Source organism: Rhizobium sp. 768_B6_N1_8 (assembly GCF_051811225.1).
GTDB lineage: Bacteria > Pseudomonadota > Alphaproteobacteria > Rhizobiales > Rhizobiaceae > Rhizobium.
In genome coordinates, this window is sequence record NZ_JBPWPV010000001.1 from 4,121,439 (window position 1) to 4,136,062 (window position 14,624).

Below are 14,624 nucleotides of genomic sequence, written 5' to 3' on the forward strand. Positions count from 1 at the left end.
TCATTTGTGGTTCGGCTCCCTGCGCCCGTCGGCATTCTCGGTGACCTGGAAATCCGTCAGCAGCACCAGCGGACGCCCGTCCTTGTCCAGTCCCCAAAATACCGGATAGAAGCCATCGCCCCAGCCACTCCAGAATATCGCCACATTGCCCTTCTTGCCGGCGATCGGCCGGTGCAGGTCATAGACCCCCTTGTTGGCATCGAGTTCGGAGGCGACCACGTCATAGTAGTTCACGTCGGAATCCGGCTTTGCAGCCTGCACCTGCTGCTCGCGTTGCCCGATCAGATCAAGCGTGTCGGCATCCATGTAGCTGCCGAGACCGGCATCGACGGGATAGCCGAAGATCTCGTCATCCTTCAGCGTAGCGACATCCTGGCCCGGAATGGTCGCAAGCTCCCAGTGATCGGGCTTACCCTCGGCAATGCGCATGCTTGACGCCGCAACCCGCCCGAAAGCCTCGTAGAGCCGTACCGGATATTCACCGACAGGAACCGTCTTTGCCAATGCCCGCCGATCCGGCTGTGCCAACGGATCGGCGGCAACGATACGGCCCGAGGTCAGTTCGACATTGCCCATGTCGACAGTCTTGATGTGGCGTGCAGAAAGCTCGGCATCATCAAGCGACACGAAGTCGAAATTGCTGCTCGCCTTGTTCACATCGAAGGCGAGAGCCGAGACCGGCATGAAGGCAACCGTGGCGCAGAACACTGCGCCCGCCGCTCGCATGATCCGGTCTCGCATGGCAGATCGCTCCGCTTAGAGGTCCAGAACCAGACGTTCCGGATCTTCCAGGCTTTCCTTGACGCGCACGAGGAAGGTCACGGCTTCCTTGCCGTCGACGATGCGGTGGTCGTAGGAGAGGGCCAGATACATCATCGGGCGGATGACAACCTGACCGCCGATGGCGACCGGGCGCTCCTGGATCTTGTGCATGCCGAGAATGCCCGACTGCGGCGCGTTCAGGATCGGCGAAGACATCAGCGAGCCGTAGACGCCACCATTGGTGATGGTGAAGGTGCCGCCCTGCATCTCGGCCATCGAGAGCGAGCCGTCACGGGCTGCCTTGGCAAGACGGCCGAGCTCCTTCTCGATTTCGGCGATCGACATCTGGTCGGCGTCACGGATGACGGGAACGACGAGGCCCTTGTCGGTACCGACAGCCATGCCGACATGGCAGTAGTTCTTGTAGATGATGTCGGTACCGTCGATCTCGGCGTTGACGGCCGGCAGTTCCTTGAGCGCGTGCGTGACGGCCTTGGTGAAGAAGCCCATGAAGCCGAGCTTCACGCCGTGCTTCTTCTCAAAGACATCCTTATACTTGTTGCGCAGGTCCATGACGGCCTTCATGTCCACCTCGTTGTAGGTGGTCAGCATGGCAGCCGTGTTCTGCGCATCCTTGAGGCGCTTGGCGATCGTCTGGCGCAGGCGCGTCATCTTCACGCGCTCTTCGCGTCCCGCATCTTCTACCGTCGAAGGACCGCGCGGAGCGGCAGGCGCTGCCGGTGCAGCGGCTGGAGCTGCTGCAGCCTTGGCGACAGCGGCGATGACATCACCCTTCAAAACCTGGCCGCGCTTGCCGCTGCCATCAACCTGATCGGCCGAGAGATTGTTTTCCGCCAGCATCTTTGCCGCAGCCGGAGCCGGCGGCATGGAGGATACGGAGGCGGCCGGAGCAGCAGCGGCAGCAACCGGAGCAGTTGGCGTCGGAGCAGGTGCAGCAGGTGCTGCTGCCGGGGCTGCCGCAGCTGGAGCAGCTGCGGCAGCCGCACCTTCGGCGATCTGGCCGAGAAGCGCACCGAGACCAACCGTCTCGCCAGCCTGGGCGACGATTTCCGAAAGCGTGCCGGATGCCGGAGCCGGAACTTCGATGGTCACCTTGTCGGTTTCAAGCTCGAGAATGGGCTCGTCGGCCTTCACGGCATCGCCGACCTTCTTGAACCAGGTGCCGACGGTTGCCTCGCTGACGGATTCACCGAGTGTTGGAACGCGGATTTCTGTGGCCATTGTTCAAATCCTGATTGTGCTTGTTATCGTGTTAGACAGCGGTCCCGGCTTAGGGCCGGAGAATGACGGAGGGCATTGGCAAGACGTCGAAACGAAAACCGAAGCCGGAAGTGATGATCGGGTCCGCATCGGCAAGCGCCTGCGCTGCTGCCTGGTCTGCAACCTCGACGACCGCGATACCGAAAGCCCCTTCACCCTCGAAGACAGGACCAACGGCAATCGCCGATCCTGCAAGAACGTTCTGGTGCCAATATTCGGCATGGCGTTTCATCGCCGCCATTTCCTCCCCGGTCCCGTCATGCGGGAATGTGGAGCGCGGCGGCACAAGTCTCATGAAGAAATATGCCATCGCGCTCCCCCTTTTTTGTTAGCCGCCCAGCGCATCCTCGAGGAACGCGGCGAGCTGCGACAGATGCTTGGACATCAGGCCCGTTGCCGGCGAAGCGGCGGCCGGGCGACCCGTATAGCGAACGCGCTGGTACTTCGCATCGATATGGGCGAGCACCCATTCCAGATACGGGTCGATGAACGACCACGCACCCATGTTCTTCGGCTCTTCCTGGCACCACACCATCTCTGCATTCCGGAAGCGGGACAGCTCGTTGATGAGCGCCTTGGCCGGGAACGGATAGAGCTGCTCGATACGCAGCAGGTAGATGTCGTCGATACCGCGCTTTTCGCGCTCTTCCAGCAGGTCGTAATAGACCTTGCCGGTGCAGATGACGACGCGACGGATCTTGGCATCCTTCTGCAGCTTGATCGGACCGTCCTTGATGACCTCCGCATCGTCCCACAGGAGACGGTGGAAGGAGGATTCGCCAGCCATTTCGGCAAGCGTCGAGACAGCGCGCTTGTGGCGCAGCAGCGACTTCGGCGTCATCAGGATCAGCGGCTTGCGGAAATCGCGCTTCAGCTGGCGGCGCAGGATGTGGAAGTAGTTCGCCGGCGTCGTGACGTTGGCGACCTGCATGTTGTCTTCCGCGCAGAGCTGGAGATAGCGCTCCAGACGGGCGGACGAGTGTTCCGGACCCTGGCCTTCATAGCCATGCGGCAGCAGGCAGACGAGGCCCGACATGCGCAGCCACTTGCGTTCGCCAGACGAGATGAACTGGTCGAACACGACCTGCGCACCGTTTGCGAAGTCGCCGAACTGGGCTTCCCAGAGCGTCAGCGCATTCGGACGAGCCAGCGAATAGCCGTATTCGAAGCCGAGAACGGCTTCTTCCGAAAGCATCGAGTTGATGACTTCGTAACGGGCCTGTGTCGGCGACAGGTTCGCAAGCGGAATGTAGCGCTCTTCGGTTTCCTGATCGTAGAGAACCGAGTGGCGCTGCGAGAAGGTACCGCGTTCGCAATCCTGACCGGACAGACGGATCTTGTGGCCCTCGACCACGAGCGCACCGAAAGCCAGCGCTTCGGCCATCGCCCAGTCGAGGCCTTCGCCACTCTGGACCATGTTGGCGCGGTTTTCCATGAAGCGCTGGATCGTGCGATGCGCATTAAAACCGGCCGGGATTTCCGACAGCTTGCGGCCGATATCCTTGAGCGTCTTCATCGGCACAGCGGTCTTGCCACGACGCTGCTCGTCCGCATTGTCAGCTGTGCGCAGGCCGGACCATTCGCCGTCCAGCCAATCGGCCTTGTTCGGCTTGTAGTGCTGACCGGCTTCGAACTCCTGCTCGAGATGGGCGCGCCAGTCGGCCTTCATCTTTTCGACTTCGCCGTCGGTGAGCAGGCCTTCGCGAACGAGACGGTCTGCATAGAGCTGCAGGACTGTCTTGTGACCACGAATGACCTTGTACATCTTCGGCTGCGTGAAGGACGGCTCATCGCCTTCATTGTGGCCGTAGCGGCGATAGCAGAACATGTCGAGCACGACAGGCTTGTGGAATTTCATGCGGAATTCCATCGCGATCTTCGCCGCATAGACCACGGCTTCCGGATCGTCGCCATTGACGTGCAGGATCGGTGCTTCGATCATCTTGGCGACGTCGGACGGATAGGGCGACGAGCGCGAAAAGGCCGGGTTCGTGGTGAAGCCGATCTGGTTGTTGATGATGACGTGCATCGTGCCGGCAACGCGATGGCCGCGCAGACCGGACAGGCCGAGGATTTCGGCAATGACGCCCTGGCCGGCAAAGGCCGCGTCGCCGTGGATCAGGAGCGGCAGAACCTTGGCGCGTTCCGACAGCGGAATGATGTCGCCGTCCCAGACGGTGGCACTCATGTCCTGCTTGGCGCGCGCCTTGCCCATGACGACCGGGTCCACGATCTCGAGGTGCGACGGGTTTGCCGTCAGCGAGACGTGCACCTTGTTGCCGTCGAATTCGCGGTCGGAGGAAGCACCCAGATGGTACTTCACGTCGCCTGAACCTTCGACCTCATCAGGCGCATAGGAGCCGCCTTTGAACTCGTGGAAGATGGCGCGGTGCGGCTTGCCCATGACCTGGGAAAGCACGTTCAGGCGACCGCGATGGGCCATGCCGAACACGGCTTCCTTGAGGCCGAGATGGCCGCCACGCTTGAGGATCTGTTCGAGTGCCGGGATCAGTGATTCACCGCCGTCCAGGCCGAAGCGCTTGGTGCCCTTGAACTTGACGTCGAGGAACTGTTCGTAGCCTTCGGCTTCGACGAGCTTGGCGAGGATCGCCTTCTTGCCTTCAGCCGAGAAAGCAACGCCCTTGTCCGGACCTTCGATACGTTCCTGGATCCATGCCTTTTCTTCCGGATTGGAAATGTGCATGAATTCGACGCCGAGGGTCGAGCAATAGGTGCGCTCGAGGATCTCGATCATCTCGCGGAGGGTCGCATATTCGAGGCCGAGCACGTTATCGATGAAGATCTTGCGATCGTAGTCGGCAGCCGTGAAGCCGTAATTTTCGGGCGAAAGCTCGTGATAGTCGTCGACCGGGGCGGCGATGCCAAGCGGATCGAGCTTGGCGTGCAGATGGCCACGCATGCGATATGCGCGGATCATCATGATGGCGCGGACGGAATCGCGCGTCGCCTGCAGCACGTCGGCGGCGCCTGCCGGCTGGCCGGCGGCTTCGGCCTTGGCCTTTACCTTGGTCTCGATGACCTTTTCGACGATGCCCCAGTCGCCGTCGAGCGCCGAGACGAGATCGCCGCTTGCCTGCAGCGGCCAGTTCTTCTTGCGCCAGGATGCTCCCTTGGCCGCCTTCTTCACATCAGCAGGATCGTCTTCCAGCGCCTTGAAGAAGGACCGCCACTGATCGTCGACCGAGTTGGGATCGTCTTCATAACGGGCGTAGAGCTGCTCGATATAGGCAGCATTGGCGCCATCCAGAAACGAGGTGATCTGAAATTGCTCGTTGGCTTCTTGCCGTGCCATGGTGTTACGCGGACGCTTCCGCCCGCCTCCTGACTTAGATGAATTTGCCGGCTTCATCGCCGGCTGCCGCATTCCGATTGCCGCCTGTCCGCGGCGCATCCGCATTGAGTAAGTGGAGAGCCGGGCGGAGGCCAGGATGCCGTTCCTCCGCCCGGGGTATATAAGTTGGTTTAGCCCTTGAGGACTTCAACCAGCGTCTTGCCGAGGCGAGCCGGAGACGGCGACACCTTGATGCCTGCCGATTCCATCGCCGCGATCTTCGATTCAGCGTCGCCCTTGCCACCGGAAACCACAGCACCGGCATGGCCCATCGTGCGGCCCTTCGGCGCCGTACGGCCCGCGATGAAGCCCGCCATCGGCTTCTTGCGGCCCTTCTTGGCCTCGTCCTTGAGGAACTGCGCTGCGTCTTCTTCAGCCGAACCGCCGATTTCGCCGATCATGATGATCGAGGTCGTGGCTTCGTCGGCGAGGAACATTTCGAGCACGTCGATGAATTCGGTGCCCTTGACCGGGTCGCCGCCGATGCCGACAGCCGTCGTCTGGCCGAGACCTTCGTTGGAGGTCTGGAAGACAGCTTCGTAGGTCAGCGTGCCGGAGCGGGAAACGATACCGACCGAACCCTTGCGGAAGATCGAGCCCGGCATAATGCCGATCTTGCATTCTTCCGGCGTCAGGATGCCTGGGCAGTTCGGGCCGAGCAGGCGCGACTTGGAGCGCTCGAGGCGAGCCTTGACGCGAACCATGTCCAGGACCGGGATACCTTCGGTGATACAGGTGATGAACGGGATCTCGGCGTCGATCGCCTCGATGATCGCATCGGCTGCGCCTGCCGGCGGAACATAGATGACGGACGCGTTGGCGCCGGTCTTTTCCTTGCCTTCGGCAACGGTTGCGAAGATCGGCAGGCTTTCGCCCTTGGAGCCGGTCCAGGTTTCGCCACCCTTCTTCGGGTGAATACCACCGACCATCTGCGTGCCGTAGTAAGCAAGCGCCTGTTCGGTGTGGAATGTACCGGTCTTGCCGGTCAGACCCTGAACCAGGATCTTGGTGTCTTTGTTGACGAGAATAGACATGCGGGGCCTTTGTCTAGAAGAGGTTGGAAGACGTAAGAGACGCGCGACGATAGATGCCGCTGACGACCTCCTGCCAAGTATCGCTGCCTGCAGGCGAAAAGCTGACGCCCATCCGGTAGCAGTCTTCATTTTCAAATGTGAACGCGGTGCGCTGCCTTCCGCGCGGAGAAGTCTTGATCAGCACGAGTTCATCGCCATTCCACGCGCCGGAAGCCGGCGTGGGCGGAGCAAAACCGACGCTGTCGAACTGGTAGAGTTTGTAGCTCTGGTCCGAACTATCGAAGCCGAAAACATTGCGGGCTTCGAAGGAAACTTCGCCGTCGCGCATCTGGCAGTAACGCTGCTCGAGGAAAAATCCGCCGAACAGCGCCTCGCCAGAAAGCGAAGCGCTGGCCTTGCCTTCTTTTGTCCACGCCGAAGCCGCGACATGCTCTTCCCCCTCCCAGACACCGGCAAAGGCATCGAGGCGGAGATGAGCAGCACTGGGCGTGGACTGGAAAGCCATGACCGTTCTCAACCGTTGATCGCAGCGACGATCTTCTTGGCCGCATCGTCGAGATCGTCAGCCGCCGTGATCGCCAGACCCGATTCGTTCAGGATCTTCTTGCCGAGATCGACATTCGTGCCTTCAAGGCGAACGACGAGCGGAACCTTGAGACCGACTTCCTTGACCGCGGCAATGACGCCCTCGGCGATGACATCGCACTTCATGATGCCGCCGAAGATGTTGACGAGAATGCCTTCCACCTTGGGGTCAGCGGTGATGATCTTGAAGGCCGCAGCAACCTTCTCCTTGCCGGCGCCGCCGCCGACGTCGCAGAAGTTTGCCGGCTCCTTGCCGTAAAGCTTGATGATATCCATCGTCGCCATGGCAAGGCCAGCACCGTTGACCATGCAGCCGATGTTGCCGTCAAGCGCGACATAGGCGAGGTCCCACTTGGAGGCCTCGATTTCCTTGGCGTCTTCTTCCGTCTCGTCGCGAAGCGTCTTCACGTCATCGTGGCGGAAAAGAGCGTTGCCATCGAAAGACATCTTTGCATCGAGGACGCGCAGGTGGCCATCCTTCATGACGATCAGCGGATTGACCTCGAGCAGGGCCATGTCCTTTTCGCCGAAGGCTTTATAGAGCGCCGGGAAGAGCGTCTTGGCGTCTTCGGCAGCTGCACCGTCGAGCTGAAGCGCCTTGGAGATCGCTGCAACGTCGGCAGCCGTCACACCAGCTTCCGGATCGATGGCGATCGTGTGGATCTTCTCAGGCGTATCGTGAGCGACTGCTTCGATATCCATGCCGCCTTCGGTCGAAACGACGAAGGCCACCTTGCCGACCGAACGGTCGACCAGGAGCGAGCAATAGAGCTCGCGAGCAATGTCGGCACCGTCTTCGATGTAGAGGCGATTGACCTGCTTGCCGGCTTCGCCGGTCTGCGCGGTTACCAGCGTATTGCCAAGCATTTCCTTGGCATGCGCAACGACTTCATCGATCGACTTGGCGAGACGGACACCACCCTTGGCATCCGGGCCGAGTTCCCTAAACTTGCCCTTGCCGCGGCCGCCTGCATGGATCTGGCTCTTGACCACGTAGAGCGGGCCGGGAAGCGACCTGGCGGCAGCCTCGGCTTCTTCAACCTTGAGGATCGCCACACCCTGCGCGACCGGCGCGCCATAGCCCTTCAGCAGAGCCTTGGCCTGATATTCATGAATGTTCATGGGTTTATCCCTATTTCGATAACTTCAGCGCACCAGTTACTTGAGGGCGGGCGCGATGTTGATGCAGGCTTCGCAGAGACCGGCAACGGCGCCGACGGACTTGTCGAAGGCTTCCTTCTCGGTCTTGTTGAGGTCGATCTCGATGATGCGCTCGACGCCGCCGGCACCGATGACGGTGGGAACGCCGACATACATGTCCTTCACGCCGTACTGGCCCGTGAGGTGGGCAGCGCAGGGCAGAACGCGCTTCTTGTCCTTGAGGTAGGATTCGGCCATTTCGATCGCGGAAGCGGCCGGAGCGTAATAGGCCGAACCGGTCTTGAGCAGGCCGACGATTTCGGCGCCGCCGTCACGGGTGCGCTGGATGATTTCTTCGAGGCGTTCCTTGGTGACCCAGCCCATGGTGACGAGGTCGGTCAGCGGAATGCCGCCAACGGTCGAATAACGGGCGAGCGGCACCATAGTGTCGCCGTGGCCGCCGAGAACGAAGGCCGTGACGTCCTGAACGGAAACGTTGAATTCCTTGGCGAGGAAAAGACGGAAGCGCGAAGAGTCGAGAACGCCGGCCATGCCGACGACCTTGTTGGCCGGGAGGCCGGAGAACTTCTGCAACGCCCAGACCATCGCGTCGAGCGGGTTGGTGATGCAGATCACGAAAGCGTTCGGGGCATACTTCTTGATGCCGGCGCCGACCTGCTCCATGACCTTGAGGTTGATGCCGAGAAGGTCATCGCGGCTCATGCCCGGCTTGCGCGGAACGCCGGCCGTGACGATGCAGACGTCAGCGCCTTCGATCGCGGAATAGTCGCTGGCGCCGGTCAGATTGGCGTCGAAGCCTTCAACCGGGGAGGACTGTGCGATGTCGAGACCCTTGCCCTGGGGGATACCGTCGGCGATGTCGAAGAGGACGATGTCGCCCAGCTCCTTCAGGCCGGCGAGATGCGCCAGCGTGCCACCAATCATGCCAGAACCGATGAGTGCGATCTTGTTACGCGCCATTTCGCTTTTCCTTTGCGATCAAAATCCGTCGGGCGACGCGCGGGCATCGCCCAATGCCGCAATCGCATAGACCTAAAGCCAAAAAATGGCAATCCATTATTTTTGGTGCAGCAATTTCAATCGTTTAGATATTAAAATTCTTACGTAAACGTAAGATCAATTGTCACCAAAGTGTTACTCGGCAGCCCGCCGTTCATGATGCGCCGCAAGATATTCCGCGCTTCTCATCTCAAAAAGACGAGATGCCGTACGATCGAATTCAAAGCCTTCGGTGCCGCGTCTTTCGACGAGCAGATTTTCGGGCATGGCGGCGGCGGAAGCATAGAGGCAGGTGCCATGATCGTAGAACGTATCGATCAGAATGATGAAGCGTTTGATCTGGTTCCGCTTTTCAGGGCCGAGCAAGGGAATGTGATCGAGGAAGATCGTATCGAAGCGTTCGGCGATGGCTAGGAAATCGGCAGCACCCAGCGGCTTTTCGCAGAGATCGGAGAAGGAGAAGCGCGCCATGCGGTCGACGGCGAGCGGCACATGGATTGCCCGCCCCTTCATGGCAATGTCCGTCGGCTGCGCCTTGCGACCGTGCAGCGCCTGCGTCCAGGACGCATCCATCGCCATGTCGGTGCGCTCGTCGATCGGGATGAGGTAGACCGGCTGACTGTTCAGCTTCTCCATCCGGTAGTCGGTCGGCGAATCGAGCGAGACGATCTCGACATGTTTTTTGAGGAGACCGACGAAAGGCAGGAAAAGCCCGCGATTGAGGCCGTCCTTGTAGAGATTGTCGGGCTCGACGTTCGAGGTCGCCACCAGCACGCAGCCGCGCGCGAAAAGCTCGGAAAACAGCCGCGACAGGATCATCGCATCGGCGATATCGGTGACGGTGAATTCGTCGAAGCAGAGCAGTTCCGCTTCCTCGAAAAGGGCAGCGGCGACCGGCGGCATCGGATCGGCCTGCTTCGTCTCGCCGTTCTTTAGCTTCAGCCGGTGAGCAGCGATGCGATTGTGCACATCGGCCATGAACTCATGGAAATGCGCGCGCCGCTTTTTCCGGCAGGGCGCCATTTGGAAGAACATGTCCATGAGCATCGTCTTGCCGCGCCCGACGCTGCCATGGATATAGAGGCCCTTGATGCCGCTCTCCGTCTTCTTCTTGGACGCAAACAGCCAGCCGAGCGCGCTGCTCTTGGAGGCAGGCCGCTTCTGCTTGAGAGCGGCAAGCACCCGGTCGAGGCATTTGGCCACATCCATCTGGGCGGAATCAACCTGCAACGTCTCCGAAGCTGTCAGCGATTTGAGCTGCTCGGTGACGCTGAGCGAATAGTCTGGCATTGGCTGCATGAGGGCTTGTCCGCCTATGCGCAACCGGCGGAACCCCGCCGGATTGAGTTACCGGCTGAGGGTGATCGGCTGCCCGGTCGAGGTCTGGCCATTGAAGCTGTTGTCGGCAACCTTGTAGACGGAACCGATCTGGTTGCCGCTGCGGTCCTTGAGCAGAACCTGCTTGCCGGAAACTTCCCAGGAACCCATAGCCGTCAGCTCGCCAACACAACCGCGCGTACCGCCGCGCGATCCGCTGCCGAGATTGGTGAGCGTCAGGAACATGTCGCAGGTACCGTTGACACGCCAGCTGCCGACCATCGATTCCTTGGTGACATCAAGAGAGGTCGCGGGTGCTGCGCCACCCTGCTGAACACCAGCCATCGGCGCCGTCGAGGTCGGCGCGGCAGGAAACTGCCCGGCCGGCGGCGGAAGCTGGCCGCCCTGCACGGAGGGTACCGGCTGCGCGGTCAACGGCGGAGGTGCGTTGTTACTGCTGTAATCATATGAGGTGCGCTGGCATCCCGCCAAGGCCAGAGCGGCCGTTAGACCCGTCACCACATATCGCAACTGCATCATCAAGCTCCCGAATGTCCGTCTCAACCGCAGAGATATTTCAATTGTAGGTTCGAATTACCGTATTTCACTTTGGTTAATCAAGTCAGCACAACGCAAATCGGCCTTCGTGACACCTATAGCAAGGCCGGCACAATTCAACCGACCGCTCGCCGGACTTCTTGCTGATAAAATATGTCAGCAAGGTGTTGTGCTCGACCGTCCGCTTCCTGACCAAGTTTGATTCGCTCGGCGAAGTCCTGATAACGCTCAATTGATGTCGCGAGAAAGGATTGGATACGCTTGGGCGGCAGACCCTCGCCCATCTCGCGCGTCTGGCTTTTGACGATCACCAATTCATGAATCGCCTTGCGCAAGCCCTCATCGATGGTGACTGCCGCCAGACACTGCATCATGTTCATCGGCGGCAGCTTCTGAAACTCATTCGAGCGCATCCATTCGAGCGCAATTGCCGGACGGATCGCATATAGCAGCTTCTTGAGCTTGATTGGCCCGTCCCCATGCATCTGCCAGTGACTGCGCAGCAGACCGACATAATGCAGCGCGACCTTCTGCGGCAGCATGATCTCGTCAAGCACGCTGGAAAGACGGCTGCGAAATCCGGGCTCTTCTTCATAGGCGATTGGCGATTTTACCCATTCGACGACAACGGCATTGCCTTTGAGGGCAAGCAGCAGCGCCTTGCGCAGATCCCAGCCGCCAGTGTCTATATCACCCACGATCGGAAACTCGATTACATCCCGATGCGAGACCAGTCCGATATGGTCAGCGACCGGACGGACATAAACGAAACGGCAATCATAGTCGCTGTCTGGCGAGGGAAAGCCCCAGGCGCGGCTTCCGCTTTCGATCGCAAAACCGATGCGTATACCATGCTGTTTCACCGAGGCGAGCCGCGATCGGATTTCGGCGACCGCCTCGGAATCAAAATCTTCAATGCCGGCTGAAGCGTCAGCACTCACACGCGACGCTCGACCATCATCTTCTTGATTTCGGCGATTGCCTTGGCCGGGTTCAGACCCTTCGGGCAGGTCTGCGCGCAGTTCATGATCGTGTGGCAACGATAAAGGCGGAACGGATCCTCGAGATTGTCGAGACGTTCGCCAGTCGCTTCGTCACGGCTATCGATCAGCCAGCGATAGGCCTGCAGCAGGACGGCCGGACCGAGGTAACGGTCGCCGTTCCACCAGTAGCTCGGACAGGAGGTCGAGCAGCAGGCACAGAGGATGCACTCATAGAGACCGTCGAGCTTCTGGCGGTCCTCATGGCTCTGCTTCCATTCCTTGGCCGGCGTCGGCGAAACCGTCTTCAGCCAGGGCTCGATGGAACGGTGCTGGGCATAGAAATTGCTGAGATCCGGGACCAGATCCTTGACCACGGGCATATGCGGCAGTGGGTAGATCTTCACCGTGCCCTTGATGTCGTCCATGCCCTTGGTGCAGGCAAGCGTGTTCGTGCCGTCGATATTCATCGCGCAGGAACCGCAGATGCCTTCACGACAGGAACGGCGCAGCGTCAGCGTCGGATCGATCTTGTTCTTGATGTAGAGAAGCGCATCGAGAACCATCGGCCCGCAATCGTCGACATCGACGTAGAAGGTGTCGATCGACGGGTTCTGGCCGTCATCCGGGCTCCAGCGATAGACGCGGAACTCACGGGTGTTCTTGGCACCCGTCGGCTTCGGCCACACCTTGCCTTCGCGCATCTGTGAATTCTTGGGGAGAGCGAGTTCAACCATGTCAGGTTCCTCTGATCAGTATACGCGGGCCTTCGGCTCGATCTTATGGGGATCGATGCCGTCTGCGATGAGGTCGGTGTGGACAGGCCGGTAATCGAGCTTCACATCACCAGCCTCGTTCACCCAGGCCAGCGTGTGCTTGCGCCAGTTGACGTCGTCGCGACCTGCGAACGGACCTGACGTATAGTCCTCGCGGGCATGCGAGCCGCGGCTTTCCTTGCGGGCTTCGGCGCCGTAGATCGTGGTGATGGCATTGGCCATCAGGTTCTGCAGCTCGAGCGTTTCGACGAGGTCGGAATTCCAGATCATCGAGCGGTCGGTGACCTTGATGTCCTTGAGTTCGCCCCAGATTTCCGAAAGACGACGGCAGCCGGATTCCAGCGATTCCTGCGTACGGAACACCGCCGCATCTTCCTGCATGGCGCGCTGCATCTTCTCGCGCAGCACGGCCGTCGGCGTGCCGCCACTTGCGTGACGCAGACTGTCGAACCGATCCATGATCTTGTCGCAGGCGGCGATGTTCAGCGCCGGCACCGGCGATGCGCGGTCGATGACCTCGCCGGCGCGGATCGCCGCAGCGCGACCGAAGACCACGAGGTCGATCAGCGAATTGGAGCCGAGACGGTTTGCGCCGTGAACCGATGCGCAGCCGGCTTCACCGACGGCCATCAGGCCGGGGATGATGCGTTCCGGATTGGAGCTGTCGGCATTGAGAACCTCACCCCAGTAGTTCGTCGGAATGCCGCCCATGTTGTAGTGAACGGTCGGCAGAACCGGGATCGGTTCGCGGGTCACATCGACGCCGGCGAAGATCTTGGCGCTCTCGGAAATGCCCGGCAGGCGCTCATGCAGCACGGCCGGATCGAGATGATCGAGGTGCAAGAAGATGTGATCCTTGTTCTTGCCGACACCGCGGCCTTCGCGGATTTCCAGCGTCATGCAGCGCGAAACGACGTCACGCGAGGCCAGATCCTTGGCAGACGGCGCATAGCGCTCCATGAAGCGCTCGCCTTCGGAGTTGACGAGGTAGCCGCCCTCGCCGCGCGCACCCTCGGTGATCAGACAGCCGGAACCGTAGATGCCGGTCGGGTGGAACTGCACGAATTCCATATCCTGCAGCGGCAGGCCGGCACGGGCGACCATGCCACCGCCGTCGCCGGTGCAGGTATGGGCCGAGGTCGCGGAGAAATAGGCGCGACCGTAACCGCCGGTCGCGAGCACCACCATCTTGGCCGCGAAGCGATGGATCGTGCCATCGTCCAGGCACCATGCGATCACGCCGGTGCAACGGCTGCCGTCATCGGACATGATGAGGTCGAGCGCGAAATATTCGACGAAGAATTCGGCATTGTTGCGCAGCGACTGGCCGTAGAGCGTGTGCAGGATGGCGTGGCCGGTACGGTCGGCAACGGCGCAGGTGCGCTGCACCGGCGGGCCTTCACCGAAATTCTGCATGTGGCCGCCAAACGGACGCTGGTAGATCTTGCCTTCCTCGTTACGCGAGAAGGGCACACCGTAGTGCTCAAGCTCATAGACCGCCTTCGGCGCTTCCATGGTGAGATACTGCATGGCGTCGACGTCGCCGAGCCAGTCGGAACCCTTGACGGTGTCATAGAGGTGCCATTGCCAGCTATCCGGCGTCATGTTCTGCAGCGAGGCAGCGATGCCGCCCTGGGCCGCAACCGTGTGCGACCGGGTCGGGAATACCTTTGTGATGCAGGCCGTGCGGAAGCCCTGTTCGGCCATGCCGAGCGTGGCACGCAGGCCGGCGCCACCGGCGCCGACGACGATTACGTCATAGGAATGGTCGACATAGGTGTAGGCCTTCCCATTCTGAGCGGGTGAAGACGTTGCCATG

At 60.7% G+C, this 14,624-nt stretch carries 13 protein-coding genes; all 13 read right to left on the reverse strand.

Annotation, left to right across the window (positions count from 1 at the left end; translation table 11 throughout):
* Complete coding sequence (locus tag AB8B33_RS21015; protein WP_439016766.1) at positions 1-741, reverse strand: DUF4241 domain-containing protein; 741 nt, start codon at positions 739-741, stop codon at positions 1-3.
* A 15-nt stretch (positions 742-756) separates the two neighbouring features.
* Positions 757-2,004: a 2-oxoglutarate dehydrogenase complex dihydrolipoyllysine-residue succinyltransferase gene (gene odhB / locus AB8B33_RS21020; protein ID WP_113324713.1), complete on the reverse strand. Its 1,248-nt coding sequence runs from the start codon at positions 2,002-2,004 to the stop codon at positions 757-759.
* Between the two features lie 49 nt (positions 2,005-2,053).
* On the reverse strand, positions 2,054-2,353 hold the full coding sequence (locus AB8B33_RS21025; RefSeq protein ID WP_310384978.1) for a YciI family protein: 300 nt from the start codon (positions 2,351-2,353) through the stop codon (positions 2,054-2,056).
* Positions 2,354-2,371: 18 nt separating this feature from the next.
* The gene (locus AB8B33_RS21030) at positions 2,372-5,356 is read right to left on the reverse strand and encodes a 2-oxoglutarate dehydrogenase E1 component (RefSeq protein ID WP_113324711.1); all 2,985 of its coding nucleotides are present in this window, start codon (positions 5,354-5,356) and stop codon (positions 2,372-2,374) included.
* Between the two features lie 170 nt (positions 5,357-5,526).
* On the reverse strand, positions 5,527-6,429 hold the full coding sequence (gene sucD, locus AB8B33_RS21035) for a succinate--CoA ligase subunit alpha (protein WP_310384981.1): 903 nt from the start codon (positions 6,427-6,429) through the stop codon (positions 5,527-5,529).
* A 13-nt stretch (positions 6,430-6,442) separates the two neighbouring features.
* Positions 6,443-6,934, reverse strand: a complete 492-nt coding sequence (locus AB8B33_RS21040; RefSeq protein WP_439016767.1) for a DUF1579 family protein — start codon at positions 6,932-6,934, stop codon at positions 6,443-6,445.
* An 8-nt stretch (positions 6,935-6,942) separates the two neighbouring features.
* Positions 6,943-8,136, reverse strand: coding sequence for an ADP-forming succinate--CoA ligase subunit beta (gene sucC / locus AB8B33_RS21045; RefSeq protein ID WP_439016768.1), 1,194 nt, complete (start codon positions 8,134-8,136; stop codon positions 6,943-6,945).
* 36 nt (positions 8,137-8,172) lie between these two features.
* Positions 8,173-9,135, reverse strand: coding sequence for a malate dehydrogenase (gene mdh / locus AB8B33_RS21050; RefSeq protein WP_007822364.1), 963 nt, complete (start codon positions 9,133-9,135; stop codon positions 8,173-8,175).
* Between the two features lie 174 nt (positions 9,136-9,309).
* Complete coding sequence (zapE, locus tag AB8B33_RS21055) at positions 9,310-10,473, reverse strand: cell division protein ZapE (RefSeq protein ID WP_439016769.1); 1,164 nt, start codon at positions 10,471-10,473, stop codon at positions 9,310-9,312.
* Positions 10,474-10,521: 48 nt separating this feature from the next.
* Entirely contained in the window at positions 10,522-11,028 is a 507-nt protein-coding gene (locus AB8B33_RS21060; protein WP_439016770.1) for a protease inhibitor Inh/omp19 family protein, read from the reverse strand.
* A 137-nt stretch (positions 11,029-11,165) separates the two neighbouring features.
* Positions 11,166-12,089 carry a nucleotidyltransferase domain-containing protein gene (locus tag AB8B33_RS21065; protein ID WP_439016771.1) on the reverse strand — a complete coding sequence of 308 codons (924 nt, stop codon included), beginning with the start codon at positions 12,087-12,089 and terminating at the stop codon, positions 11,166-11,168.
* Positions 11,987-12,766: a succinate dehydrogenase iron-sulfur subunit gene (locus AB8B33_RS21070; RefSeq protein ID WP_113324706.1), complete on the reverse strand. Its 780-nt coding sequence runs from the start codon at positions 12,764-12,766 to the stop codon at positions 11,987-11,989. The genes AB8B33_RS21065 and AB8B33_RS21070 overlap by 103 nt, the downstream gene beginning before the upstream one ends.
* A gap of 15 nt (positions 12,767-12,781) precedes the next feature.
* Positions 12,782-14,623, reverse strand: a complete 1,842-nt coding sequence (gene sdhA, locus AB8B33_RS21075) for a succinate dehydrogenase flavoprotein subunit (protein ID WP_113324705.1) — start codon at positions 14,621-14,623, stop codon at positions 12,782-12,784.
* Position 14,624: the final 1 nt, after the last annotated feature.